The sequence below is a fragment of the Brevundimonas sp. Leaf280 genome (assembly GCF_001422455.1).
Lineage (GTDB): Bacteria > Pseudomonadota > Alphaproteobacteria > Caulobacterales > Caulobacteraceae > Brevundimonas.
Map to the genome: position 1 here is coordinate 80,110 of NZ_LMNC01000007.1, position 24,007 is coordinate 104,116.

Sequence of the window (24,007 nt, forward strand, 5' to 3'; positions counted from 1 at the left end):
CCTCATTCGGCGGCTCAACAACACCGGGACGAACGCCCCATGAGCGACATTCTGATGCCCAAGGCCACTGCGGTCTGGCTGGTCGACAACACCTCTCTCAGCTTCGAGCAGATCGCCGACTTCTGCGGCCTGCACCCGCTGGAAGTTCGCGGCATCGCCGACGGCGACGTGGCGCGCGACATCCGTGGCGTGGATCCCGTCACCGGCGGCCAGCTGACGCGCGAAGAACTGGACAAGGCCCAGGGCGACGAAAACTATCGCATGAAGGCCATCGTCAGCCGCCACGCTGAACTGCTGAAGTCGGCTAAGCCGGCCCCGAAATACACGCCCGTGTCGCGTCGGCAGGACCGCCCCGACGCGATCGCCTGGTTCGTGCGCAACCACCCCGAGGTGACGGACGCCCAGATCGCCAAGATGCTTGGCACGACCAAGTCCACCATCGAGAGCGTGCGCAACCGCACCCACTGGAACAGCGCCAACATCAAGCCGGTCGATCCGGTGACCCTTGGCCTGGTCGGCCAGCTGGCGCTGGACGAGATCGTCAAGAAGGCCGCCGACAAGAAGGCCAAGGACGACCTGAAGAACGGCGGCGGCACGATCCAGCCCGTCGAACAGGTCGAGGCCGAGCCCGAGTTCGTGCCGGAAGCCCGCCAACGTCCCGGCGCCGAGCCGACGGCGGAATCGGTGTTCGGCACCAAGGACTGATCCGCCTTCGCGCAATGAAAACGGCCCCGGAGAGCGATCTCCGGGGCCGTCGTCGTTTTCGGGAGGTCGGCGCTAGGTCGCGCGCGCCTCCAGACTGGTGATTTCTTCCTTCAGCCGAAGCTTCTTCTGCTTCAGCGCCCTGACCTGCAACGGATCCGTGGACGGGCGGGTAAGCTCCTTCTGGATGGTCTCATCCAGGGTGCGATGACGATTACCCAGTTCGCGAATACGAGCCTCGATGGTCATGGCTTGCGCCTCCTTTGGTTAGGGACCAGTAGAGTGAGCGCCCGGTTTGGCGCGCTGTGTAATCACTTTCCAGTGACAGCCCGTCGCCCCGGACCCCAAGGAGGCTGACCCCCAAAATGGACGATGATGTGAACGGAGCCATACGGAACCCGCCTGCCAGACTGGTGGTCGGAATTTCAGGGGCTTCCGGCGCCGTCTATGGCGCCCGCGTGCTGGATGCGCTGAACGATCTGGGCGTCGAAAGCCATCTGGTCGTGACCAAGGCCGCCCTGCTCACATTGTCGCAGGAGACCGATCTGTCGCCCGACGAACTGACGGCCAAGGCGTCGGTGGTTCACAAGCTGGGCGACGTGGGGGCGACGATCGCCTCCGGCTCTTTCCGCACCCTGGGCATGATCGTGGCCCCCTGCTCGATCAAGACGATGAGCGAGATCGCGACGGGCGTGACCTCGACCCTGCTGACGCGCGCAGCGGACGTGACGCTGAAGGAGCGGCGACCGCTGGTGCTGATGGTGCGCGAGACGCCGTTCCACCTGGGCCACCTTCGCACCATGACCGCCCTGGCCGAAATGGGCGCGACCATCGCCCCGCCCCTGCCCGCGCTTTACGCCCGGCCGAGCTCGATCATGGAGATGGTCGATCAGTCGGTGGGGCGGACGCTGGACCTGTTCGGCCTGGATTGGGGCGCGGTGCGGCGCTGGGAAGGCCTGAAGTCATGAGGCTGTGGGACTGGGCGGTCGCCGCCTATGGCGCGCCGGGGGTCGGCGAGGCATGTCTGGCGCTGCAGGACAGCCACGACCAGAACGTGCCCGTGCTCCTGTGGTCCGCCTGGGTCGCGGCGACAGGCCGAAAGCCCGACGAAGAGACGATCGAGGCGGCCTGCGACACGGCCCGCGCCTGGGACAGCGTCGTGGTCGCCCGGCTGCGTTCGGTGCGGCGGATACTGAAAGCGCCGGTGCCCGATATCGACGACGGCCCGCGCGAGAGCGTGCGCAACCGCATCAAGGCGCTGGAGCTGGAGGCGGAACGGCATTTGCTGGACGCGCTGGAGGCGCTGGCCCCCGAACCCAGCGGACCGGCCCGCCCGATCATCGACAGCCTGGCAGCCACCGCCCGGATGTGGGCGGACGTCACCCCGCGCCCGGCCCTGATCCGTCTCGCAGACGCCCTTCCGGCCTGAGATCAGCGTGGCTATAAGCGGCCTGAGACGAGCGGCGTGGAGATGACACGATGAATGACGACACGCCTGCGATCACCGAGGAAATGGTCGAGCTTCACGCGCGGGTGAAGCATCTGCGCCAGGAACACGCCGACCTTGACGCCTCGATCGAAGCTCTGGGTCAGGCCGCCATTCCCGATCAGCTGATGATCGCCCGGCTGAAGCGCAAGAAGCTGGCGCTGAAGGACGAGATCGTGAAGCTGGAAGACCGCATCCTGCCCGACATCATCGCCTGATCTGGCCGGGCGAGCGGCAGGTTCCGCCCTGCGACCATCCGCCGCCCTGCCCTAGCCCCAAAGTCGCCAAAGCCAGCGGGCATAAGCCGTCCTCCCACGGAACGCCGTGCGCTGTCGGGGCGCCGCTTCCTTCATTCCAGAGCGTAGAGACGCTGGAGAGGCCGCCGAATGCGACGCCTGCTGTCCAACGCGCCGATGGCGCGGTGCAAGACCCTGTTGATCCACTCCGGCCAGACGGCCGCCTTCGCCGCCGTGGCCGTCTTCGCCGCCGCCGCCGCGCCAAATGCCGCGCGCGAGGCCGCCTTGCCGCCGCCGACCCAGATCGCCGCGCCGGTGTCGCCGCCCTTGAAGGCCGAGGTCGAGAAGGCGGGTCCTATAACGCGCCAGATCGCCTTCACCGCCCCGGTGCGCGGCTATGCGATCAACTCGCCATTCGGCCTGCGCAAACTGGCCATCGAAGCCAAGGCGCGCGCGCACAAGGGCGTCGACATCGCCGCGCCGAAAGGCACGACCGTCTTCACCGCCGCCGAGGGCGAGGTCATCCGCACGGGCTATGACCCTGAGGGCTATGGCAACTTCATCGAGGTGCGCCACCCCAACGGCATGAGCACCCTGTACGGCCACCTCAGCCGGATCGATGTCGCGAACGGCGATGCGGTCGCGCCCGGTCAGCGCATCGGTCTGGTCGGCTCCACCGGCTATTCCACCGGCCCGCATCTGCATTTCGAGGTCCGTCGCGGCGGCGCGCAGGTCAATCCGACCAAGGTGGTTGATCGCCATTTCGAAGTGACGGTGAAGGCCAAGGCCTGACGCGCATTGCGTTGCGACGGGCGTAGCAAACATCCTAGTGTCCCCTCTCGTTCTGGGAGGGATGGATATGAACAGGATCGTCGCCGCCGTCGTCGCGGGCCTTTTGGCCGCCACGCCCATCGCCGCCTCGGCGCAGGACTATGGGCGCTACAGCGACGCCGCCGCACAGACCGAGCTGTCGCGCCTGGCGGATGTGCAGATGGCGGTCATGGTGCCAATGCGCGACGGCGTGGGGCTGGCCACCAATTTCTATCGCCCCAAGAACGCGTCCGGCCCCTTGCCGACCGTGTTCGTCCGCACGCCCTATAACGAGCTGGCCTACAACGCCCGCACCACGCGCTCGGCCCTGAGTTGGGTCAGCAAGGGCTATGCCTTCGTCATCCAGAACGAGCGGGGACGGTATTTCTCGGGTGGCGACTATCAGATCCTGGGCTATCCACAGACCGACGGCTATGACGCTCTGACGTGGATTGCGGCCCAGCCCTGGTCGAATGGAAAGGTCGGCACCCTGGGCTGTTCGTCCTCCGCCGAATGGCAGCTGGCCCTGGCGGCCCAAAACCACCCCGCCCACGCCGCCATGGTGCCCCAGGCCTCGGGCGCCGGCATCGGCAAGGTCGGCCGGTTCCAGGAACAGGGCAACTGGTACACCGGGGGCGTGCCGCGCAACCTGTTCTTTGTGTGGTTGTACGGTGTGGACAATCCGCAGCGCGCCCAGATCCCGATGGACATCGACCAGGAAACCCGCGCTCGGATCGTCCGCTACAACGATCTGGACGCCAAGAAGCCGGATGTGAACTGGCCCAGCCAGATCCGGCATCTGCCGGTCAATGACATGCTGAAGGACCTGGGGGAGCCGGCCGGCACGTTCGAGGAGCTGATCGCGCGCACCCCGTCCGATCCGGCCTGGCGTCAGGGCGGCCTGTATCACGACGACATGGGCTGGGGCGTGCCGTCCCTGTGGTTCAACAGCTGGTATGACGTCTCCATCGGGCCGAACATGGAGCTGTTCAACCACGCCCGGTCCACGACCCAGGATCGCGAGGCGGCCGAGAACCAGTACGTCGTGGTCGGCCCCAACAATCACTGCGCTTTTGGCGGCTTGGGGCCGAACTACAAGTCGGGCGACCGCCCGCTGGGCGACGCCACCTTCGACAGCGACGCCCTGGTGCACGCCTGGTTCGATCGCTGGCTGAAAGGCGAACGGCGCGCCTTCCCCGAGAGCACGCCGCACGTGCAGTATTTCAACATGGGCGAAAACGCCTGGCGCACGGCCGCGCAGTGGCCGCCGGCCGGGGTCAAGACGGTGCGGATGTATCTGCGCTCGGGCGGCGGGGCCAACAGCTTGAATGGCGACGGCCTGCTGAGCCTTCAGGCGCCGCCCGCCGGCGAGCCGGCCGACCGCTATCGCTATGATCCGATGAACCCGGTCCAGACCATCGGCGGCGGCGATTGCTGCAACGGCGGGCTGGTCACGGCCGGAGCCTTCGATCAGCGACCGATCGAAGCGCGCAACGACGTGCTGGTCTATACGTCGGAGGCGCTGACCGAGCCAATGCAGGTCACCGGCTTCATCGACGCGGTGCTGAAGGTGTCGTCCTCTGCACCCGACACCGATTTCGCGGTCAAGCTGGTGGACGTGGCGCCGGACGGCACAGCCTATATTCTGGGCGACACCATCATGCGGGCGCGTTATCGCAACGGCTATGACCGCCCCGCGCCCCTGACGCCGGGCCAAGTGTCGACCGTGCAGCCCACGCCGCTGACCATCAGCAACACCTTCCAGCCCGGTCACCGTATCCGGGTCGAAGTCACCAGCTCCAACTTCCCCAAGTTCGTGCGCAACCTGAACACGGGCGGACTGAACGAGACCGAGAGCCAGGGTGTGGTCGCCGACAACGCCGTCCATCACGCGGGCGACGACGCGTCCTACATCGATCTGCCTGTGGTCAAATAGGCGCCCCTGCGCCGAAGTCGCTGGCGTCCCCTGTCGTCGGATTCTAGGCTGACGACAGGGATTTGGGAGGCGACATGGCGGCGTTGACGCTGGATGGGGTAAACAAGCGATACGGCGATTTCCACGCCGTGCGCGATCTGAGTTTTCAGGTCGAGAAGGGGGCGATCTGCGGCTTTCTGGGGCCGAACGGGGCGGGCAAGACCTCGACCCTGCGGATGATCCTGGGGTTGCAGCCAGCGACCTCGGGGCGGATCGAGATCCTGGGCGCCGACGACGGGCGCAAGGTGCGCGACCGGATCGGTTTCCTGCCCGAGGAGCGCGGTCTCTATAAGAAGATGACGCCGGTCGAGGCCATCGCCTTCTTCGGCGCGCTGAAAGGCCTGCCGGTCGCGGAGGGCCGCAAGCGCGCCAAGACCCTGCTGGAGCAGCAGGGACTGGGCGAGGCGCAGAAAAAGAAGATGAAGGAGCTGTCCAAGGGGATGGCGCAGAAGGTGCAGCTGATCGCCTCGGTCGTGCATCAGCCCGAGTTCGTCATCCTGGACGAGCCCTTCTCCGGTCTGGACCCGATGAACCAGCAGGGCCTGGAGGCGATGATTCGCGGGCTGGCCGCGAACGGCGCCACGGTGCTGTTCTCCACCCATGTGATGCAGCATGCCGAGCGGCTGTGCGACAAGGTCGTGCTGCTGGCGCGTGGCAAGAAGGCGTTCGAGGGGACGGTGGATCAGGCCAAGGCCACCTCGCCGCGCTTCCTGGATCTGGACGGCGCGATCAGCGCGGACGCCGCTGCCGCCCTACCCGGCGTGGCGGGCGTCGAGACCCTGTCCGACGAGGACGGCGTGCGTCGTCTGAAGATCGCCTTGGCGCCCGGCGCCGGGGGTCAGGATACGTTGAAGACGGCCTTCCTGAACGGCCTGGACGTGCGCGGCTTCGCGCTGAAGGAGCCGACGCTGCACGACGCCTTCATCGGCCTGACCGGTGACCATCCCGACCAACCCGTCGCATCCGTGGAGGCTGTCCAATGAACCGCACCCTGCTGATCGCGCGACGCGAATATGTCGCCTACGCCAAGACCGTCGGCTTCTGGCTGTCGCTTTTGGCCTTCCCGCTGTTCGCCGTGCTGGGCGGCGGCATTCCAGCGCTGATCAAGGCCTCCGAGCCGATCAAGTCGGTGGCGGTGATCGAGGAAGGCCCCAATGCGACGGGTCTGGCCGCCGCCGTGCGCGCCTCTCTGCAAGCGGATGTGGATCGTCAGAACGAGCGCCTGCGCGAAGCCGCCGAAAAGGGACAGGCGGGCGCCGGGCGCGCCGTCGCCTCCATCACCGGCCCCAAGATCCGTCTGGTTGACGCGCCGCCCGCCATCGCCGACGCCGTCGGCCCGGCGCGTGACGAGGCGATCCGCAAGGCGTTGGACAAGCAGACCTCGAAGGCCAAGCGCCTCGACGCCGTGGTCTTCTTGAGCCGCATGGATGGGAAGCCCGCCGCCCAGGTCTGGACCGCGCGCGCCACCGACAACGACGTCTCCGGCTTCGTCCGCAATGCGCTCCGGGATGCGCGGCGCACCGAGCTTTTGACCGCCGCCGGGGTCGCCCCCGCCGTGGCGCAGGAGGTTCAGACCTTCCGGCCCGAGGTGAAGTCCTTCTCGCCCAGCGCGGCTAGCGGGGGAGAGGTGTCGATGCGTGACCGAATCCCGTCCTTCATCGGCCTGGGCGTCGGCTTCCTCTTGTGGTCGCTGGTCATCACCGGCGCCTCCATCCTGCTGAACAGCGTGATGGAGGAGAAGTCGAACAAGATCCTGGAGGTGCTGCTGTCCTCGGCCTCGGCGACCGAAATCCTGACGGGCAAGGTGCTGGGCGTGGCGCTGCTGACCCTGACGGTCATGGGGGTCTGGGGCGGGATCGGGGCCTTCACCCTGATTTCGGCCTCGCCCGAGACAGCGGCGACGGTCGGACAGGTGCTTCTGCACGACGGCCTGATCTTCTATTTCATCGCCTATATGGTCGGCGGCTACCTGATGTATGCGGTGCTGTTTGCGGCCATCGGCGCCTTCTGCGAGACGCCGCGCGACGCCCAGACCCTGATGGGGCCGATCATGATGATCCTGGTCGTGCCGATCCTGGTGATGCAGATGGCCCTGACCAGCCCGGATGCGCCGGTGGTCAAGGTTCTGTCCTGGATCCCCTTCTTCACCCCTTTCCTGATGAGCGCCCGCGCGCCCAGCGACCCGCCGCTGGTGGAGGTGATTCTGACGCTGATCGGCATGTTCGCGACCGCCGCCTTCATGGTGTGGATCGCCGGGCGGGCCTTCCGCGCTGGCGCGCTGTCGGACGTAAAGCTGAGCTGGAAGAGCTTCGGCCGGGCGATTACCGGACGGGCGTAGGCGGCACGGTTGTCTCCTCCCTGTCGCGTTGCGATGGGGAGGTGGCGCGGCGCTTCTTCTGTGGGACTTCGAGAGTCCTCCACCACGCTCCGCAGAAACGAAACGCAAAGAAAAAGGCCGCTTCCCAGAGGAAGCGGCCTTTAATCTTTCGGCTTTCGCCGGGGTCTTAACGACCGCCGGGAACGCGCGGCTTCGGCGCGGGCAGCAGGCCCTCGCGCTGCATGCGCTTGCGCGCCAGCTTGCGGGCGCGACGGATGGCTTCGGCCTTTTGACGGGCGCGCTTTTCCGAGGGCTTCTCGAAGTGCACGTGGCGCTTCATTTCACGGAAGCTGCCCTCGCGCTGCATCTTCTTCTTCAGGGCTTTGAGCGCTTGGTCGACGTTGTTGTCGCGAACGAAAATCTGAACCAGGTTAAACTCTCCTTTGGCCGCCCGCCGCGTCCTGTGAGGGAGACGGGCGAACAAAATAAAATCGTCTTCCGACAGCCGGGCTCTCGGATGAAGGCGCGCTGATACACGAGCCGCCTCCTTCTGTCCAGATCGTCGCGACCATTCTTCAAGGCTCGAAACGCCATGACGACCGGCGTATGATCGCCCTTATGACCGAGACGACAGACTGGGCCGACCGGACCGAACAGACCGTGCTGGACGCCGCCATCGCCCGCGCGCCCGCGCTGGGTTGGAATGCGCGTCTGGTGCGCGAAGCCTGCGAGGCGTGCGGCCTGTCACGGGGCGACGAGGAACTGCTGCTGCCCAACGGCGCGCGCGATCTGGCGGCCCTGCTGTCGCGCCGCCATGATGCGCGAGCGCTGGCGGCTCTGGATGAGATCGACGCCAAGTCGCTGAAGATTCGCGAGCGAATCGCTCGCGCCGTGTCCGAGCGGATGGAGGCGGGCGCCGCCGATCTGGAGGCCACGCGTCGCTGCGCCGCCTTCCTGGCCCTGCCCGTCAATGCCGATCTGGGGCTGAAGCTGGCCTGGGAGAGTGCGGATCATCTGTGGCGCTGGGCCGGGGACGAGGCGACCGACTGGAATCACTATTCAAAGCGGACGATCCTGTCGGGCATCCTGATTCCCGCCCTGACGATGCGCTGGTTCGACGGACGCGAAGCGGCGGAGGCCTTCGTCGCCCGCCGGATCGAAAACGTCATGGCCTTCGAGAAGTGGAAGGCGGGCAAGGACTTCGACGCGCCGTTCCGAAAGGTCAGCGATGCGCTGAGCCGCATACGGTATGGGGCGAAAGCCTAGACCTTGGCGGAACGAAGCTCGGCGCGATTGTCACGCAGCGCCTGATCGCGACCGGATTGGTGTCCAAGTTGGTAGACCCCGACGCCCAGGATCAGAACCGCGACGCCAAGTATCGCGCCTGCCAGCACGCGTGAGCGACCCCCGTTTGAGGCCCTTGGGTCTGCGGGCGTGCTGTAGGCAGCCGCCGACGCACTGATCAGGGCCAATGCCATCGCCATGAGAAACAGAACGATCGGGGTGTTCATGTTCAGACGCTCTTGGTGATTTCAGATCGATTATCATGCTCGGCGGCGTCTTTTCCCAAGCGCCCACCAAGATCCACACCGGCGACAATTAAGGCCAGAGCGGCCGCGGCCAAAGACGCGCCGAGCGCGCCGAAACGCGGCGATCGACGGAGACTGAGTGCGCTGATCACTCCAGCAGCGGAGGTGACCAGCAGGAGCAGGAGTGACACGGTGAGCGACAGCGACATGGATCAACCATGACGCAAGTTGCGTTCAGCGCAACTCAAATATCAGCTGGCACCCAGCACCCGGTTCACATGCGCCATCTTGCGGCCGGGGCGCGCCTCGGCCTTGCCGTAGAGGTGCAGGCGTTCGTCGGACTTGGCCGACAGCTTGCGCCAGTCCTCGACTTCGTCGCCCAGCAGATTGGTCATTTCGATGCGGGCGTGGGCCGTCGTGGGGCCGAGCGGCCAGCCGGCGACGGCGCGGATATGCTGTTCGAACTGGTCGCAAACGCAGCCGTCCTGGGTCCAGTGGCCGGTGTTGTGAACGCGCGGGGCGATCTCGTTGACCAGAAGCACGTCGTCTCCGAGGTCGAACAGTTCGACGCCCAGAACGCCGACGTAGTCCAGCCCGTCCAGGATCGCCTCGGCGATGGCGCGGGCGCGAACCTGCGTCTTCTCGTCCACGGCGGCGGGGGCCAGGGTGGTGCGCAGAACGCCGCCTTCGTGCCGGTTCTCACCCAGCGGATAGACCGCCATATGACCGTCCCAGTCGCGGGCGGCGATGACCGACAGTTCGCGCACGAAGGTCGCCTTGGCCTCCAGAATCGCGGGGCGACCGCCCAGGCTTTCCAGGGCGGCGGGCGCGTCCTCGATGGCGTGGATCCAGACCTGGCCCTTGCCGTCATAGCCTTCGCGGCGGGTCTTCAGCAGGGCGGGCAGGCCCAGTTCGGTCAGGCCGACGACCAGGTCGTCCAGCGTGTCGATGACGGCGAAGGCGACCGTCGGGGCGCCCACGGCGTTCAGGAAGGCCTTTTCGTCCACCCGGTCCTGCGACACGCGCAGCGCGGTCGGCCCCGGCGCGACCAGGGCGCCGGCCTCGGCCAGACGCTCGATGGATTCGGCCGGCACGTTCTCGAACTCGAAGGTGACGACATCGGCGGCGCGGCCCAGCGCCGACAGGGCCTTGGGGTCGTCATAGGCGGCGACGATCTGGCGCGCCGAAACCCGGCCGGCCGGGCTGTCGGCCTCGGGGTCCAGGATCACGACGTCGAAGCCCAGGCGCGATGCGGCCTGGCTCAGCATCCGGCCCAGCTGGCCTCCGCCGATGATGCCGAGGGTCGAACCGGGGGGAAGCGGAAGATCAGGCACTCAGTCCTCGACGGTTTCTGCGACGGATTCGGTCTGGGCGGCGCGGAAGGCGGCCAGGCGTCCGGCCAACCCCTCGTCCGACAGGGCCAGTATCTGGGCGGCCAGGATGCCGGCGTTGGCGGCCCCCGCCTCGCCGATGGCCAGGGTGGCGACCGGAACGCCGGCCGGCATCTGAACGATCGACAGCAGGCTATCCATGCCCTTCAGCGCCTTGGACTGGACCGGCACGCCCAGCACCGGCAATTCGGTCATGGAGGCGGCCATGCCCGGCAGATGGGCGGCGCCCCCTGCCCCGGCGATGATGACCTTGTATCCGGCGGCCTTGGCGCCCGTGGCGAAATCGACCAGACGCTGGGGCGTGCGGTGGGCGCTGACGACCTTGGCGTCCCAGGCGACGCCCAGTTGATCCAGGCGATCGGCGGCCAGCTTCATGGTCGGCCAGTCGGACCGGCTGCCCATGATGATCGCCACCGGGGTTTCGGAAGTCGCCATGTCTGCAAGGCCCCTCGCGGAAAGGCGCCGGTTACAGCACGCGGGTGACGCCCGCAACCGCAACACCGTGATTTCAGCCGTGTCGGCCCGTAATGTCGGCCTTCAATGTCGGCGGATCACGCTCTACCATCGTTCGACCGCGCGACGCAGACTGAGTCGCGCCTTCGGAGCCAACCCTGCGCCGTGACCGACGTGGCCGAACACGACCTGACCGCCGAGATCGCGCGCCTGCGCGTCGAGCTGGAAGCGTGGAAGACGCGCGCCGCGGCCGCAGAGGCCGCCGCCGACCACGATGTGCTGACCCCCGCCCTGAACCGGCGCGGCTTCATCACGGCGATGCAGCGGACCATGGCCTATTGCCAGCGGCACGGGGTGCCGGCGGTGCTGCTGTATCTGGACATGGACGGCTTCAAGAGCGTCAACGACAGCCTGGGCCATGCGGCCGGCGATGCGGCCCTGGTCGCGGTGGCGGAGCTGTTCCTGGCCAATCTGCGCGAGTCGGACGCAGTCGGCCGGCTGGGCGGAGACGAGTTCGCCCTGCTGATGTTGCACGCGGGCTATGAAGAGGGCCGGGCCAAGGCGCGTCAGCTGGCCGACGCGCTGAAGACCGAAGGCTTCGTCTGGGACGGCCAGAAGACCGAACTGGGCGGCTCGTTCGGGGTGCGCGCCTGGGACGGCCATACCGACGCCGAGGTCTGGCTGACCGAGGCCGACGCCGCAATGTGGGTGAGGAAGAAGGGGCGCTGAGGCCCCTTCCCGCCCCTGCCGCTTAAAGCGGCAGTTTCAGCTGAATGCCGCCCATGTGGCTGTCGGCGTGGTCGCCGAAGCGGCCGCGATAGCCGACCGTCACCTTGACCGGGCCGACCGACCCCTCGACGCCGGCGGAGGCCAGGAACTGACCGCCGAACGGATCGTCGATCTCGCGCGACAGCACCTGGGCCGGGTTGTTGTAGAGACCGACGCGCACCGGATCGGAGCTGTCGTCCAGGGCGTCGCGGTAGCCCCCTTCGGCGAACAGGCCGAACCCACCCATTTCCGCTTCGGCGCGCAGGGCGACCTCGCCGGTCAGGGCCTTCACGGTGCGATCGCCGTACTGATACTGGGCGCCGACGCCCTGTTCGTAATAGCCGTCCACGTCGCTGGACACGTAGGCGAGGGCCGCACGGGGCGACAGGGCGACGCCGCCCATGTCGAACCACATGCCGCCCTGCAGACGCGCGCCGCTGCTGAGGGCGCGGGTTTCGGCGGTGTGGACGATCGGCGCCAGGCTGGTGGTGCGTTCGATGTCGTCGATGTTGTCGCGCGCCACGCCGACGGCGGCGTTGACGAAGACATCGCCCGAGCGCCAGCCGCCATAGACGTCCAGGCCGAAGCTTTCGACGTTGAACTGCAGCGCCTGGCTTTCGACGTCGGTGTTGCGCGCCGTGCCGGCCAGACCGAAGCGCCAGTTGGCCGAGGGGCCGGCCTCAAGCGCGATACGGGCGCCCCAGCCGTCGCTGGACGAGCTGGTGACCGAGCCGCGCGCGTCGGTGTCGACGCTGTCGATCAGGGCCGAAGTTGTGACGGACACGCCGGCCTCCCACGGCTGGCGACCCGACAGGGCCTCGCCGGCGGCGTCCAAAGCATCCTCGCGGTGACGATAGGCCGTCTCGCCCTGCAAGGTCGATTGAGCGCCGATGTCGCCATAGTAGAGGTAGTCGGTCGCCAGTTGGGCGATGATCCGATGGCCCGCTGCGGTCGGGTGGACGCCGTCGAAGTAGAAGTAGCTGTCCGGGTTCGTGCAGACCGTCACGCCGTTGAAGCAGGGCTGGGTGATGTTGGTGATGCCGAACAGGCCCGGATTGCCGGCCAGGGTGTCACCGATCTTGAACAGGTCCATCATGATGATGTTGCTGCCTGGGCGGGCGGCGGCCGTGGCGGTCAGATTGGTCTGAAGCGCCGTGTTGAAGGTGGTGACGGCGAAGTCGGCCAGAGGCGCGGCGGTCGTGCCGCGGAACTGAGGCGTCAGGCTGAGCTTGGGCAGGTTGGTGACCAGGATGGTCCCGGCCCCCGCGCCCGCCACGGTGTTGACCAGGCTGTTGATGTTGGCGGCGGCCGTGGTTGCGACCGGAGTGATGGCGGCGACCGGGCTGGCGGAAGCGCCGGCGGCGGGCAGACCCTGGAAGATGTCGTTGGCGCCGCCCAGGACGCTGACCAGATCAGTCGAGCTGAAGCGGCCGCCCGCGGCGGTGTAGCGCGACAGCTGGTTCAGCATGCCGAACGGCACGCCCGCCGAGGCGTCGGTGCGCGAGCCGCCAAAGGCGTAGTTGATGCTGCCCGTGACCGAACCGTTGAAGTTGGCGGCGTTGAAGCCCAGCAGTTCGACGAAGGTCGGCCCGTTCGAGAAACGGCGCGCATAGGGCGGCGACGGAGGCTGGGTCCCGCCCGAGATCAGAAACAGGTTGCCGTTGTCGCTGAGGCTGTCGCCGAAGACGACGAGACGGTTGTAGGTCTGGGCCGAGGCCGAGCCGGCAAAGGCGCAGGCGGCGAGCGCCAGAGCGGCGACGGCGCCGCCGGTGATGAAGCGTGACATGAAATTCCTCCCGCAGCCGTCGTTGCGCGGCCGTTCGACGTGAGGATGCGCCAGTTCGCGCAGAGCGCAAGATGCCGCGAGGTCAGCTTTGAGAAGATATTTGCGAGCGACGTATCACTGCAACGTGCGGAACTTCAGCGTGCCCGGCACCGTCTTGAGTTCGCGCAGCGCCTCTGGATCGTAGTCGCGATCCACGTCGGTGATGACATAGCCCGTGCGCTCGTCCGTTTTCAGGTGCTGGCCTAGTATGTTCAGGCCCGCCGAGGCCAGGGCGCGGTTCAGTTCGGCCAGCACGCCCGGCTGGTTCCTGTGGATGTGCAGGATGCGGTGCGCACCCGAAACGTCGGAGAGCTGGACGTTGGGCAGGTTGACGCTGAAGGTCGTGTCGCCCCGATTCAAATAGCCCAGCAGGCGCTCGGCCGCGAACTCGGCGATGGCCTCCTGCGCCTCTTCGGTCGAGCCGCCGATATGCGGCGTCAGGATCATATTGGGCAGGCCCTGAAGCGGGCTCTCGAAGGGGTCGGCGTTGGTGCGCGGCTCTTCGGGGAAGACATCAACGGCGGCGCCGGCGACCCGGCCAGAGCCGATCGCCTGGGACAGGGCGCCGACATCGACCACATGGCCGCGCGCCAGGTTCAGGAACAACGCGCCTTCCTTCATCCGGCCGAACTGGGCCGCGCCGAAGATGTTGGCGTTCTCTTTGCGGCCATCGACATGCAGGGTGACTACGTCGCTTTCGGCCAGAAGCGCGTCCAGCGAGCGCATGCGGCGCGCATTGCCCAGGGCCAGGCGCTCGGACAGGTCATAGAACAGCACCCGCATACCCAGGTTTTCGGCCAGGACCGACAGCTGGCTGCCGATCGCGCCGTAGCCGACGATGCCCAGGGTCTTGCCGCGCAGTTCCTTTGAGCCGGTGGCGGACTTGTTCCACTTGCCGACGTGCATGGCCGAGGACTTGTCCGCCACGTCGCGCATCAGGACGATCATCAGGCCGATGGCCAGCTCGACCACCGAGCGGGTGTTCGAATAGGGGGCGTTGAACACCGCCACCCCGTGATCCGAGGCCGCGTCCAGGTCGATCTGGTTGGTGCCGATGCAGAAGGCCGCGACGGCCATCAGGCGGTCGGCCTGTTCCAGCACGCGGCGGCTGACCGTGGTCTTGGAACGGATGCCCAGGACATGGACGCCCTTGATGGCCGCGATCAGATCGTCCTCGTCCAGCGCGCCCTTCTGGGTTTCGACCGAATAGCCCGCCTCTTCCAGCCGCTCGACGGCGGCGGGGTGGATGTTTTCCAAGAGCAACATCTTCATTCGGCTGCGCGGGAAGGACCAGCGGCCGACAAGGCCTTCGGCATGCAGCACCTCGTCGAGCGACGCGGCCTCAGCGTCGGCGACCTGGACCACCGGCGCGCGGCGCACGACCTCGGTGAAGGCGTAGAAAGCGTCGGCGGCGCCCGCGATCTTGACCTCGGCGTCGTTCCAGCCGTCGCCTACCATGACGACGCGACCCGACAGGTTCAGGCCGTGAATGGCGGTCGGCTTGCCATTGGCGTGCGACAAAGGGTTGGCGTCGTCCACGCCGATCACGCGGTCGTCCGCGTCATAGACCAGATCGTTGCACAGCACGCGATCGGGAGAGACGCCGAGTTCTTCGGCGACGGGCGCAATCACCTCGCGGAAGCCGCCGGAGAGGATGACGACCTTGCCCTTGTTCTGCTGGAAGAAATTCAGATTGCGCCGCACCGAGGCCGTCAGGTGGTCCGACGCGCTCTGGGCCAGGGCGGCGACATGGGCGCGGGTCAGCGGCAACAGCGCCAGACGGCGGCGCAAAGCCTCGCCGAATTCGATCTCTCCAGCCATGGCCTGATCTGTCAAGGCGGCGATCTGGGCGCGCGTATCGGATGCGCCCAGCGCGTCCGCCAGGGCGATGTCGGCCAAGGCCTCAAGGGTCTCGAAATCGACCAGGGTCGAATCGAAGTCGAAGATCAGGGTGGGGCGCGCGCTCATGGGCGGCGTCTTAGCGGCCTTCGCGCCTGCGGCAAAGCCGAGCGATGCTGCTCACTGTGGGCAGATGCGCTAAAAGTTTGCCGCCCGCCGCGATTTTCACCGGGCGGGCGACACGAAAATGTCAGAAGCGGGCGATGCGACGCACGTGGCTGTCGGGACGACGGCTTTCGAGAACCGCTGCGCCGACGGCTGCGGCGATGGTCGCCACCGCCAGAAGGGCGCCGCCTTCGCGGGCGTGGTCACGCGCATATTGACCGGCGTCGTCAGCATAGCGGCGCGCCGTCTTGCCATGCTTCTTCAGCGCCTTCTTGCCATCCTTGCGGGCCGAACGGAACCAGTCGTCGGCGCGATCGCGCACGTCATAGGCGGTGTCTGCGGCGCGGTGGCGGGCGTCGCGCGAAAGCGCGCCGGCGCGTTCACCGACATCCTCGGCCCGGTGGCGGAAGGCGTCGACGGCGTCGTGGAAACGGTCGCGCAGTTCGGACGTATCGACCCAGCCGCGCGGGTCGATACGCGACTTGATGCGCTGGTAACGGGTGGGGCCGCTGCGTTGCGTCAGATAGACAACGGCGACAGCGCCGAGCGCGACTGCGAGGAGGCTGCCGGCGGTGATGCCGGGGTGTTTGCGAATCTCTTCGATCGGATCGATGTCGCGGATCATCGGCGGAACCTCTTCAGTTATTGGCGTCATGAACGGAGCGACGGCTCCGCTTGAGCCAAAAGAGCGATCCGCGCCGAAATCGGTTCCGTCGCCCTCCCCCAGACCGGGCGGATTAGCCCCCTTATCAAGCCGCCTGCGGGCGCCTACATAGCCGCGATCCCGAAATGACGCCCCAAAGGACCTCGCCGTGACCGATCACGCGCCCAACATTCCCGTTTCCGACGATCTGGCCGCCGCCTTCCAGATCGAAGGCTGGCCCGTGCGCGGTCGCCTGGTTCGCCTGGGCGCGACCATCGACAAGATCCTGGCCGCCCACGCCTATCCCGAGCCGGTCGCCGCCCTGTTGGGCGAGGCCTGCGCACTGGCCGCCCTGATCGGTTCCAGCCTGAAGTTCGAGGGTCGCCTGCTAGTCCAGGCCCAGGGCGACGGCCCCGTGCGCTACGTCGTCGCCGACTACGGCACCGACGGCTCACTGCGCGGCTATTGCCGCTACGACGAGGCCGAGGTGGCCGAGGCGTCGCAGGGCTTCGCCCGTCCCGGCGCCCGATCGCTGCTGGGCCAGGGCGTCTTCATCATGACGCTGGATCGGGGCCCCGACTTCGAGCGCACCCAGGGGATCACGCCGATCGAGGGCGAGAGCCTGTCGCTGGCGGCCGAACACTATTTCCAGCAGTCGGAACAGGTGCCGACCAAGGTGCGCCTGGCCGTCGGCCAGGTTCAGACCGAGGCCGGATCGCAGTGGCGCGCCGGCGGGGCGATGATCCAGATCATCGCCGGCGACGAGGCGCGCGGTTCAACCGAAGAGGTCTGGGACCGCACGCGGGCCCTGTTCGGCACGCTGGGCGATGACGAACTGGTCGATCCGACGATCTCGCCCGAGACGCTGCTGTTCCGCCTGTTCCACGAAGACGGCGTGCGGCTGGAGGGCGCGCGAGAACTGACGGCCGTTTGCCGTTGCTCGCGCGAACGGATCGCCTCGGTCCTGGCCTCGTTCGATCCCGCCGAACGCGCCGACATGTTGGAGGACGACGGCAAGATCCGCGTCACCTGCGAATACTGCGCCACGGTCTATGCGCTGGACCCCGACGAGGTCGTCGCAGAGCAGATTTGAATTGCAAAGGGCGGCTCCGAGAGCCGCCCTTCTTCTTTTAGCCTTCCAGATCCAGCGAATAGCCAGCCGAGCGGACCGTGCGGATAGGATTGGCGCTTTCGTCGGCGATGGCGAGGGCCTTGCGCAGGCGCCCGACGTGGACGTCGACGGTGCGGGCCTCGACATAGACGTCCGAGCCCCAGACCGCGTCCAGCAGCTGCTCGCGGCTGAACACCCGTCCGGGATGCTGCATGAAGTGATCCAGCAAACGGAACTCGGTCGGGCCCAGATGTACCTCCTTGCCGTTGCGCTTCACCCGGTGCGAGACGCGATCGACAACGATGTCGCCGTGGTTCAGGCGGTCGTCGGCCAGACCCGGACGGATGCGGCGCAGGACGGCGCGGATGCGGGCGATCAGCTCGACCATCGAAAAGGGCTTGGTCAGATAGTCGTCGGCGCCGGTGTCCAGACCGCGAACCCGGTCGCTCTCCTCGCCGCGCGCTGTCAGCATGATGATCGGCAGGTTGCGGGTCTCGGCCTTGCCGCGAATGCGACGGCAGACCTCGATGCCCGACAGCTTGGGCAGCATCCAGTCCAGCAGCACCAGATCGGGCAGACGCTCGTCGATCTGGAGCATGCCCTCCTCGCCGTCGGCGGCGACGGCGACGTCGTAGCCTTCCTTTTCGAGATTGTACTGAAGAAGGGTCGCCAGCGCGTCCTCGTCTTCCATCACAAGGATATAGGGCTGCACGTCGGGTCTCCGGTCTCGGGTCAGTGCGTCGAAAGGTTTGGCGTCGGATCGGAATCCTCAGCCGTGGGCTGGGCGCGCGGGCGTTCGCCCACGATGTCCTCGCCCGTGATCTCGTAATGGACGGTCTCGGCGATATTGGTCGCGTGGTCGCCGATCCGCTCCAGGTTCTTGGCCATGAAGAGCAGATGGGTGCAGGCGCCGATCGTGCGCGGATCGCCCATCATGTAGGTCAGCAGTTCGCGGAACAGGGCGTTGTAGTGCTCGTCGACCTCGTCGTCGGTCTGCCAGACGGCGACGGCGCGATCGAGCTCAGAGGCCGTATAGGCGTCCAGCACATCGCGCAGGCGGGTCGAGACCAGCCGTCCCATTCGCTCGATCGAACGGGTCAGGGGCTGCATCGGCTGGGCTTCGGCCAGGATCAGCGCGCGCTTGGCGATGTTCTTGGCGAGGTCGCCTGTGCGCTCCAGATCGGTGGCGATCTTCATGGCGCCCAAGGTGCGGCGCAGGTCGCTGGCGACCGGCTGACGCAAGGCGATCAGGCGGATCGCCTTCTTCTCGATATCGCGGTGCAGGGCGTCCAGCTTCAGATCGCGTTCGACCACGGCGCGGGCCAGGGCGATGTCGCGCCGGGCGACGGAGTCGATGGCGTCCGCGACCTGGGCCTCGGCCAGGCCGCCCATGCGAGCGATCTCGGCCGTGATCTGGTTCAGTTCGTCGCCATAGGCTTTGACGGTGTGCTGGTTCATCGGATTAGCCGAAGCGTCCCGTGATGTAGTCGAGCGTGCGCCGTTCGCGCGGATTCTGGAAGATGTCTTCCGTATCCCCGGTCTCGACCAGACGACCCATGTGGAAGAAGGCGGTGCGTTGCGACACGCGCGCGGCCTGGGCCATCGAGTGGGTGACAATGACGATGCAGAACCGCTCGCGCAGTTCGTCGATCAGCTCCTCGATCCGCGCCGTGGCGATGGGGTCCAGCGCCGAACAGGGCTCGTCCATCAGGATGACTTCGGGGTTTACGGCGATGGCGCGGGCGATGACCAGACGCTGCTGCTGGCCGCCTGACAGACCCATGGCCGACGATTGCAGGCGGTCAGCGACCTCTTCCCACAGGCCAGCGCGCTTCAGCGCCTTTTCAACGACCTCGTCCATCTCGGCCTTGGACGACACCAGGCCGTGGATTTTGGGTCCGTAGGCGACGTTTTCGTAGATCGATTTCGGGAAGGGATTCGGACGCTGGAACACCATACCGACGCGGGCGCGCAGCAGCACCGGGTCGATGGAACGGTCGTTGATGTCCTCGCCGTCCATGGCGATGCGGCCCGTGACCTTGGCCCCGGCGATAGTGTCGTTCATGCGGTTCATGGTCCGCAGGAAGGTGGACTTGCCGCAGCCCGACGGGCCGATCAGGGCCGTGACGGTCTTGTCAGGGATGTCCAACGAGACGTCGTAGAGCGCCTGTTTGCCCTCATAGAAGACCGAGACGTCGCGCGCGGCGATCTTGATCGGACCGACGGGCGGGCTATCGACCACGGCGGGGCCAGACCGGGGCGTGGCGTCCTCGACGCGCGGTTCGGCGGCTGCGCCCTTGGACAGGACGATTTCGGGCAGGACCTGACCGCCCATGCGCGGCGCTTCGGTCGGATCGACCGAGCCGGCGCCGGCCTGGTCCTCGGCGGAGCGGAAAATACGGAATTTCATTCTCTTACCACCGACGCTCGAAGCGCCGCCTCAGGATAATGGCCGCCGCGTTCATGATGATCATGAAGACCAGCAGGACGATGATCGCCGCAGCGGTGCGTTCGTGGAAGGCCCGCTCCGAGGCGTTCTCCCAGATGTAGATCAGCGAGGGCAGCGCGCCGACCGGCTGGTCGATGGCGTGCGGCACGCCCGGCACGAAGCTGACCATGCCGATCAGCAGTAGCGGCGCGGTCTCGCCCAGGGCGTGGGCCATCGAGATGATGGCGCCGGTCATGACGCCGGGCATGGCCAGCGGCAGGACGTGGCTGAACACCGTCTGGGTCTTGGATGCGCCCATGGCCAGGGCGGCCTCGCGGATCGACGGGGGCACGGCCTTCAGCGCCGAACGGGTGGCGATGACCAGGGTCGGCAGGGCCATCAGCGCCAGGACCAGGCCGCCGACGATGGGGCTGGCGCGCGGCAGATGCATCCAGTTGATGAACAGGGCCAGACCCAACAGGCCGTAAACGATCGACGGCACGGCCGCGAGGTTGTTGATGTTGACCTCGATGATGTCGGTCAGCTTATTCTTCGGCGCGAACTCTTCCAGCCAGATGGCCGCGCCGACGCCCAGCGGAATGGCGATCAGGGCCGTGACCATCAGCATCAGGGCCGAACCGACCACGGCGCCCAGGACGCCCGCCAGTTCCGGCTGCGTCGAATCGCCGTTGTTGAACAGAGCCGTGTTGAAGTGCGAGCCGATCACGCCTTCGGTCTGCATCCGGTCCAGCCAGGCGATCTGCTGGTCGGTCAGGCGGCGCTGATCTTCGGGCGTCTCCCTGGAGATTTCGCCCTTCAGATACAGATCGGCGTCATCGGACAGCGGCACGGCTAGGGGTACGGTCTCGCCGATGACTTCGCTGCGCTTGGCGACCAGATCGGCGGCGACGAACTTCAGCTCCGACGAGAACAACCGCTTCATCTGCGCGGCCTTCGTCCCGGCCGCGTCGTCCTGAATGCCCATGCGGGCCAGCTGCTGCTCGGCGGCCAGTTGCTCGAAATTGGAGCCCTGCGGATAGGCGCGGTCCACGCGCGCCGGGTCCATGAAGACCGGCACGGTGACGGTGTGGGTGTAGAAGGCGGTGTGGCCCTGCTCGACGATGCGGACCAGCAGCACGGCCAGGAACAGCATGGCGGCCGCGATGGCCAGGCGGCCATACCATTTGAAACGCGTTTCCTTGGCATGGCGACGCTTCAGACCGGCCCGCAGGCGGTCTAGACGTCCCTTGGCGGCCGCGCCGTCGATCTGATCGGGGGTCGCGTCAGTCATATTGTTCCCGATAGGTCTGCACGATCCGGTGGGCGATGATGTTCAGCATCAGGGTGACCAGAAACAGGGTCAGGCCCAGGCCGAAGGCGGACAGGGTCTTGGCGCTGTTGAACTCCTGGTCGCCGGTCAACAGGGTCACGATCTGCACGGTGACCGTGGTGACGGTGTCCAGCGGATTGAAGGTCAGGTTGGCGGCCAGGCCCGCGGCCATGGTCACGATCATGGTCTCGCCGATGGCGCGCGACACCGCCAGCAGCAAGGCGCCGGCGATGCCCGGCAGCGCGGCGGGCAGCAGAACCCGTTTCACCGTCTCGGACTTGGTCGCGCCCATGGCGAACGAGCCGTCACGCAGCGACTGGGGCACGGCGTTCAGGATGTCGTCGGACAAGGACGACACGAACGGGATCAGCATGATGCCCATCACCGCGCCGGCCGTCAGGGCCATCTGGTTCTGAACCAGGGCCAGGTATTGGCCCAGCCCGTCCAGCGGTCCGCCGATCAGGAAGAGGCCGATCTCGTTGAAGAAGACCCTCAGCAACGGCCCGACGGTCAGGGCGGCGAAGAAGCCGTAAACGACGGTCGGCACGCCGGCGAGAATCTCCAGCAGCGGCTTGATCACCGCGCGGGTCGTGCGGCCGGCGTATTCCGACAGATAGATAGCCGATAGCAGGCCGATGGGCGCAGCGACGCACATGGCGATGACCATGATCAGCAGGGTGCCGGCGAACAGCGGCACGGCCCCGAAGGCGCCCGACGACCCGACCTGATCGGCGCGGATGGCGATCTGCGGGCTCCATTGGGTGCCGAACAGGAAGTCGAGAACCGGCACCTTCTGGAAGAAGCGGAAGCTGTCGAAGGCCAGGGAGGCGATGATGCCGAGGGTCGTCAGGACGGCGATGGCCGAGCAGACGAACAGGGCGCCGTAGATCCAGCCCTCGACCCGGTTGCGGGCGCGCGTCTGAGGCTTGATCTGCGTCAGGGCGAACAGGCCGCCCAGGATGGCGGCCAGAATGGCGGCGACGCCGCCGCCCCACGACAGGGTGCGTTCGATGCGAACCATGCGGCGCGCCTCGACCGGCAGCTGTTCGGCCAGCGGGCGTTCCCAGATCTGCAGCGCGGCCTCTCCGCGACCCACGCGGTGGGCGTCGGCGAAGAAGGCGTCGCGGCGGAACGGCTCCAGCGCCGCGACCGCATCAGGCGTGCCGACGGCGGTCAGCTGACGCTGAAGCGGGGCGGCGAAGACCGAGGCCAGGATCAGAACCAGAAGAGCCGGTGCGGCGACCCAGATCAGGGCATAGGCGCCGTGCTGGCCGGGGCGGGAATGGGGCTTTGCGCCGATCGCACGACGACGCGCCAACGTGCGTCCGCCCAAGAAGGCGGCCGCACTCAAGGCGACGAGGATCAGCAGATAAATCCAGATCATTCAGAAGTCCGAAGCGCCGTGCGCGAATCGACGACGGTCCTGAACATCGGGACCAACGCGGCGCGACTACTGCCTGCGAATGGTCAGCGGATTACGACGGGTCGATGACAGTTGGGTGACAGCGACCGTCCGTCGCGCCCTCAGCGTCGCTCGACCGGCTGGGGGAACCAGGCGGTGAAGGCCGCGCCCATGCCGGGCGCGCTTTCGACCACCAGACCGCCTTGGTGACGGTTGATGATGTGTTTGACGATCGCCAGACCCAGCCCCGTCCCCTGCCGCTCGCCGCTCTTTTGACCCTCGACCCGATAGAAGCGCTCGGTCAGGCGGGGCAGGTGTTCGCGCGCCATGCCGGGCCCATGATCGCGCACCGTGACGGCGGCATAGGAGACGCCCGCCGTGCGATCGGGCGTGACCAGCGGCAGTCGTGTCGCACCAGGCATGCGCGAGGCCCAGGCCTCGTCGAACGACAGGTCCGAACGCACCGAAATTTCGACCGTGCCGTTGCGTAACGAATATTTGACGGCGTTGTCGAGCAGGTTCTGCACCACCTGCAATATCTCGTCCCGATCGCCGCTGATCGACGCCCTCGCCTCCCCCTGATCCAACGCGATGGCGATCTCCTTTTCGCGCGTCAGAACGCTGATGGCGTCGACCACGTCGGAGGCGGCGCGGTCCAGATCGACGCGGCCGGACGGCGGAATATGCTCGTTCAGTTCGATCCGGCTGAGCGACAGCAGATCCGCGACCAGCCGCCCCATCCGGTCCGCCTGGGCCGACATAATGTCCAGGAAGCGGTCCCGCGCGACCACATCCTCACGTGCGTGGCCTTTCAACGTCTCGATGAAACCGCTGAGCGAGGCCAAGGGCGTGCGCAGTTCGTGGCTGGCGTTGGCCAGGAAGTCCACGCGCATCATCTCGATGCGGCGCGAGTCCGTTTCGTCGCGCAGGATCAGCAGGGCCAGTTCCGACCCGGCCTTCCCGGACGTTTCGAGTGAGAGCGGACGGGTCCAGGCGCGCCAGCGTCGGTCGCGCTGACCGCCCGTCGCATAATCCGTTGTGCGCGCCGTCCCGCCGAACAGGGCCTCGTCCACAGCCTCTAGCACGCCCGGTTCGCGGATCACTTGGACCAACAAGGCGCCCTGACGCTGGATGCGAAGAAGTTCGCGTGCGGCCGCGTTCGCCATGACGATGCGTCGCCCGGCGATGTCATCCGGCTCGCCGCCGCTGACCACCAGCACCGGATCGTCCAGCGCCTCGAACACCCGGTCGAGAAGATCGCCCGTCACCATGTCGATGGCGGGCTCGGTCGCAGTGCCTTGATTGGCCGCCGGCTCAGCCCTGCTCGCCTCGCTCATGTTCAACAGCCAGGCCGAGGCCGCCACGATCACCGCCCCGCCGACCAGCCAGTTCGCGAGTTCGGGATGCAGGATCGCCAGCACGAGCAGGGTCACGATGGCGATGCCAATGCTGGCGCCGACCGTCCACAGCCGCGAGGTGGATACCGGAGCGACAGGCGATGGCGAGACTTCGTAAGGCATGGGTCCGGGCGACCTCGAACTGAAGAACGATTCCGATCCTTGCACGGATTCTGTGACGGCGTGCCGACAGCCTGAGG

The 24,007-nt window shown here is 67.0% G+C and carries 26 protein-coding genes and 1 pseudogene; 11 read left to right on the plus strand and 16 right to left on the minus strand.

The genetic code is table 11. The features are described 5' to 3' along the window. Positions 1-39: 39 nt before the first annotated feature. Positions 40-705 (plus strand): DUF1013 domain-containing protein, encoded by a 666-nt coding sequence (locus ASF31_RS12765; RefSeq protein WP_039245300.1) that lies wholly within the window; start codon positions 40-42, stop codon positions 703-705. 72 nt (positions 706-777) lie between these two features. On the opposite strand, the gene ASF31_RS12770 is transcribed toward ASF31_RS12765, so the two are convergent. Beyond that, a complete protein-coding gene (locus ASF31_RS12770; RefSeq protein WP_017505994.1) occupies positions 778-951 on the minus strand; it encodes a YdcH family protein in 174 nt (57 codons plus the stop codon). Between the two features lie 116 nt (positions 952-1,067). On the opposite strand from ASF31_RS12770, the gene ASF31_RS12775 reads away from it, so the two are divergent. The 7 genes from ASF31_RS12775 to ASF31_RS12805 all read left to right on the plus strand — a co-directional run bounded on the left by ASF31_RS12775 (position 1,068) and on the right by ASF31_RS12805 (position 7,547). Further along, the gene (locus ASF31_RS12775; protein ID WP_055754993.1) at positions 1,068-1,670 is read left to right on the plus strand and encodes a UbiX family flavin prenyltransferase; all 603 of its coding nucleotides are present in this window, start codon (positions 1,068-1,070) and stop codon (positions 1,668-1,670) included. Next, positions 1,667-2,131 carry a TIGR02444 family protein gene (locus ASF31_RS12780; RefSeq protein ID WP_055754994.1) on the plus strand — a complete coding sequence of 155 codons (465 nt, stop codon included), beginning with the start codon at positions 1,667-1,669 and terminating at the stop codon, positions 2,129-2,131. Before ASF31_RS12775 ends, ASF31_RS12780 begins: the two co-directional genes overlap by 4 nt. Before the next feature lie 50 nt (positions 2,132-2,181). Further along, positions 2,182-2,406 (plus strand): YdcH family protein, encoded by a 225-nt coding sequence (locus tag ASF31_RS12785; RefSeq protein ID WP_055754995.1) that lies wholly within the window; start codon positions 2,182-2,184, stop codon positions 2,404-2,406. 168 nt (positions 2,407-2,574) lie between these two features. Next, positions 2,575-3,216, plus strand: coding sequence for a M23 family metallopeptidase (locus ASF31_RS12790; RefSeq protein WP_045810279.1), 642 nt, complete (start codon positions 2,575-2,577; stop codon positions 3,214-3,216). Positions 3,217-3,283: 67 nt separating this feature from the next. Continuing rightward, a complete protein-coding gene (locus ASF31_RS12795) occupies positions 3,284-5,170 on the plus strand; it encodes a CocE/NonD family hydrolase (protein WP_200918640.1) in 1,887 nt (628 codons plus the stop codon). Between the two features lie 74 nt (positions 5,171-5,244). Beyond that, positions 5,245-6,192, plus strand: coding sequence for an ABC transporter ATP-binding protein (locus tag ASF31_RS12800; RefSeq protein WP_055754997.1), 948 nt, complete (start codon positions 5,245-5,247; stop codon positions 6,190-6,192). Continuing rightward, positions 6,189-7,547 (plus strand): ABC transporter permease, encoded by a 1,359-nt coding sequence (locus tag ASF31_RS12805; protein ID WP_055754998.1) that lies wholly within the window; start codon positions 6,189-6,191, stop codon positions 7,545-7,547. The genes ASF31_RS12800 and ASF31_RS12805 overlap by 4 nt, the downstream gene beginning before the upstream one ends. A gap of 166 nt (positions 7,548-7,713) precedes the next feature. Here ASF31_RS12805 and rpsU read toward each other — a convergent pair whose 3' ends face one another. Beyond that, a complete protein-coding gene (gene rpsU / locus ASF31_RS12810) occupies positions 7,714-7,956 on the minus strand; it encodes a 30S ribosomal protein S21 (protein WP_026108547.1) in 243 nt (80 codons plus the stop codon). A 188-nt stretch (positions 7,957-8,144) separates the two neighbouring features. Here rpsU and ASF31_RS12815 point away from each other — a divergent pair, with 188 nt between their 5' ends. Next, on the plus strand, positions 8,145-8,792 hold the full coding sequence (locus ASF31_RS12815; RefSeq protein WP_055755040.1) for a COQ9 family protein: 648 nt from the start codon (positions 8,145-8,147) through the stop codon (positions 8,790-8,792). On the opposite strand, the gene ASF31_RS12820 is transcribed toward ASF31_RS12815, so the two are convergent. From ASF31_RS12820 to purE, 4 genes are read right to left on the minus strand one after another with little or no spacing between them, the layout of a single operon-like run. Continuing rightward, positions 8,789-9,037, minus strand: coding sequence for a hypothetical protein (locus ASF31_RS12820; protein WP_055754999.1), 249 nt, complete (start codon positions 9,035-9,037; stop codon positions 8,789-8,791). The two genes, ASF31_RS12815 and ASF31_RS12820, sit on opposite strands and share 4 nt — an antisense overlap. A gap of 2 nt (positions 9,038-9,039) precedes the next feature. After that, on the minus strand, positions 9,040-9,264 hold the full coding sequence (locus tag ASF31_RS12825) for a hypothetical protein (RefSeq protein WP_055755000.1): 225 nt from the start codon (positions 9,262-9,264) through the stop codon (positions 9,040-9,042). A gap of 42 nt (positions 9,265-9,306) precedes the next feature. After that, positions 9,307-10,389, minus strand: a complete 1,083-nt coding sequence (locus ASF31_RS12830; RefSeq protein ID WP_055755001.1) for a 5-(carboxyamino)imidazole ribonucleotide synthase — start codon at positions 10,387-10,389, stop codon at positions 9,307-9,309. Next, positions 10,390-10,881, minus strand: coding sequence for a 5-(carboxyamino)imidazole ribonucleotide mutase (purE, locus tag ASF31_RS12835; RefSeq protein WP_055755002.1), 492 nt, complete (start codon positions 10,879-10,881; stop codon positions 10,390-10,392). A 183-nt stretch (positions 10,882-11,064) separates the two neighbouring features. Here purE and ASF31_RS12840 point away from each other — a divergent pair, with 183 nt between their 5' ends. Then, positions 11,065-11,628: a GGDEF domain-containing protein gene (locus ASF31_RS12840; RefSeq protein WP_055755003.1), complete on the plus strand. Its 564-nt coding sequence runs from the start codon at positions 11,065-11,067 to the stop codon at positions 11,626-11,628. A 22-nt stretch (positions 11,629-11,650) separates the two neighbouring features. On the opposite strand, the gene ASF31_RS12845 is transcribed toward ASF31_RS12840, so the two are convergent. The 4 genes and pseudogenes from ASF31_RS12845 to ASF31_RS12855 form a co-directional block, all read right to left on the minus strand. Then, on the minus strand, positions 11,651-13,453 hold the full coding sequence (locus ASF31_RS12845) for an autotransporter domain-containing esterase (RefSeq protein WP_055755004.1): 1,803 nt from the start codon (positions 13,451-13,453) through the stop codon (positions 11,651-11,653). A gap of 114 nt (positions 13,454-13,567) precedes the next feature. Continuing rightward, positions 13,568-14,812 carry a phosphoglycerate dehydrogenase gene (gene serA / locus ASF31_RS14865; RefSeq protein ID WP_369814643.1) on the minus strand — a complete coding sequence of 415 codons (1,245 nt, stop codon included), beginning with the start codon at positions 14,810-14,812 and terminating at the stop codon, positions 13,568-13,570. A gap of 120 nt (positions 14,813-14,932) precedes the next feature. Further along, positions 14,933-15,460: pseudogene (locus ASF31_RS14960) on the minus strand (HAD family hydrolase); the annotation flags it as partial. Between the two features lie 121 nt (positions 15,461-15,581). Continuing rightward, entirely contained in the window at positions 15,582-16,151 is a 570-nt protein-coding gene (locus tag ASF31_RS12855; protein ID WP_235551335.1) for a hypothetical protein, read from the minus strand. 157 nt (positions 16,152-16,308) lie between these two features. On the opposite strand from ASF31_RS12855, the gene ASF31_RS12860 reads away from it, so the two are divergent. Next, complete coding sequence (locus ASF31_RS12860) at positions 16,309-17,232, plus strand: Hsp33 family molecular chaperone (RefSeq protein ID WP_055755007.1); 924 nt, start codon at positions 16,309-16,311, stop codon at positions 17,230-17,232. 37 nt (positions 17,233-17,269) lie between these two features. Here the strand turns inward: ASF31_RS12860 and phoB are convergent, their stop codons facing one another. The 6 genes from phoB to ASF31_RS12890 all read right to left on the minus strand — a co-directional run bounded on the left by phoB (position 17,270) and on the right by ASF31_RS12890 (position 23,930). Beyond that, the gene (phoB, locus tag ASF31_RS12865; protein ID WP_017505977.1) at positions 17,270-17,962 is read right to left on the minus strand and encodes a phosphate regulon transcriptional regulator PhoB; all 693 of its coding nucleotides are present in this window, start codon (positions 17,960-17,962) and stop codon (positions 17,270-17,272) included. Positions 17,963-17,982: 20 nt separating this feature from the next. Then, on the minus strand, positions 17,983-18,708 hold the full coding sequence (phoU, locus tag ASF31_RS12870) for a phosphate signaling complex protein PhoU (protein ID WP_017505976.1): 726 nt from the start codon (positions 18,706-18,708) through the stop codon (positions 17,983-17,985). A 4-nt stretch (positions 18,709-18,712) separates the two neighbouring features. Next, positions 18,713-19,660 (minus strand): phosphate ABC transporter ATP-binding protein PstB, encoded by a 948-nt coding sequence (gene pstB, locus ASF31_RS12875; protein WP_055755008.1) that lies wholly within the window; start codon positions 19,658-19,660, stop codon positions 18,713-18,715. A 4-nt stretch (positions 19,661-19,664) separates the two neighbouring features. Next, complete coding sequence (gene pstA / locus ASF31_RS12880; protein WP_055755009.1) at positions 19,665-20,969, minus strand: phosphate ABC transporter permease PstA; 1,305 nt, start codon at positions 20,967-20,969, stop codon at positions 19,665-19,667. Further along, positions 20,962-22,392 carry a phosphate ABC transporter permease subunit PstC gene (gene pstC / locus ASF31_RS12885; protein WP_055755010.1) on the minus strand — a complete coding sequence of 477 codons (1,431 nt, stop codon included), beginning with the start codon at positions 22,390-22,392 and terminating at the stop codon, positions 20,962-20,964. The genes pstA and pstC overlap by 8 nt, the downstream gene beginning before the upstream one ends. 140 nt (positions 22,393-22,532) lie before the next feature. Beyond that, positions 22,533-23,930: an ATP-binding protein gene (locus ASF31_RS12890; protein WP_055755011.1), complete on the minus strand. Its 1,398-nt coding sequence runs from the start codon at positions 23,928-23,930 to the stop codon at positions 22,533-22,535. Positions 23,931-24,007: the final 77 nt, after the last annotated feature.

What these genes read in the sequence shown, in the direction of transcription:
- ASF31_RS12765 (WP_039245300.1), top strand. Translation starts at nt 40, where the DNA reads ATGAGCGACATTCTGATGCCCAAGGCCACTGCGGTCTGGCTGGTCGAC.
- ASF31_RS12770 (WP_017505994.1), bottom strand. Translation starts at nt 951, where the DNA reads ATGACCATCGAGGCTCGTATTCGCGAACTGGGTAATCGTCATCGCACC.
- ASF31_RS12775 (WP_055754993.1), top strand. Translation starts at nt 1,068, where the DNA reads ATGGACGATGATGTGAACGGAGCCATACGGAACCCGCCTGCCAGACTG.
- ASF31_RS12780 (WP_055754994.1), top strand. Translation starts at nt 1,667, where the DNA reads ATGAGGCTGTGGGACTGGGCGGTCGCCGCCTATGGCGCGCCGGGGGTC.
- ASF31_RS12785 (WP_055754995.1), top strand. Translation starts at nt 2,182, where the DNA reads ATGAATGACGACACGCCTGCGATCACCGAGGAAATGGTCGAGCTTCAC.
- ASF31_RS12790 (WP_045810279.1), top strand. Translation starts at nt 2,575, where the DNA reads ATGCGACGCCTGCTGTCCAACGCGCCGATGGCGCGGTGCAAGACCCTG.
- ASF31_RS12795 (WP_200918640.1), top strand. Translation starts at nt 3,284, where the DNA reads ATGAACAGGATCGTCGCCGCCGTCGTCGCGGGCCTTTTGGCCGCCACG.
- ASF31_RS12800 (WP_055754997.1), top strand. Translation starts at nt 5,245, where the DNA reads ATGGCGGCGTTGACGCTGGATGGGGTAAACAAGCGATACGGCGATTTC.
- ASF31_RS12805 (WP_055754998.1), top strand. Translation starts at nt 6,189, where the DNA reads ATGAACCGCACCCTGCTGATCGCGCGACGCGAATATGTCGCCTACGCC.
- ASF31_RS12815 (WP_055755040.1), top strand. Translation starts at nt 8,145, where the DNA reads ATGACCGAGACGACAGACTGGGCCGACCGGACCGAACAGACCGTGCTG.
- ASF31_RS12820 (WP_055754999.1), bottom strand. Translation starts at nt 9,037, where the DNA reads ATGAACACCCCGATCGTTCTGTTTCTCATGGCGATGGCATTGGCCCTG.
- ASF31_RS12825 (WP_055755000.1), bottom strand. Translation starts at nt 9,264, where the DNA reads ATGTCGCTGTCGCTCACCGTGTCACTCCTGCTCCTGCTGGTCACCTCC.
- purE (WP_055755002.1), bottom strand. Translation starts at nt 10,881, where the DNA reads ATGGCGACTTCCGAAACCCCGGTGGCGATCATCATGGGCAGCCGGTCC.
- ASF31_RS12845 (WP_055755004.1), bottom strand. Translation starts at nt 13,453, where the DNA reads ATGTCACGCTTCATCACCGGCGGCGCCGTCGCCGCTCTGGCGCTCGCC.
- ASF31_RS12855 (WP_235551335.1), bottom strand. Translation starts at nt 16,151, where the DNA reads ATGACGCCAATAACTGAAGAGGTTCCGCCGATGATCCGCGACATCGAT.
- phoU (WP_017505976.1), bottom strand. Translation starts at nt 18,708, where the DNA reads ATGAACCAGCACACCGTCAAAGCCTATGGCGACGAACTGAACCAGATC.
- pstB (WP_055755008.1), bottom strand. Translation starts at nt 19,660, where the DNA reads ATGAAATTCCGTATTTTCCGCTCCGCCGAGGACCAGGCCGGCGCCGGC.
- pstA (WP_055755009.1), bottom strand. Translation starts at nt 20,969, where the DNA reads ATGACTGACGCGACCCCCGATCAGATCGACGGCGCGGCCGCCAAGGGA.
- pstC (WP_055755010.1), bottom strand. Translation starts at nt 22,392, where the DNA reads ATGATCTGGATTTATCTGCTGATCCTCGTCGCCTTGAGTGCGGCCGCC.
- ASF31_RS12890 (WP_055755011.1), bottom strand. Translation starts at nt 23,930, where the DNA reads ATGCCTTACGAAGTCTCGCCATCGCCTGTCGCTCCGGTATCCACCTCG.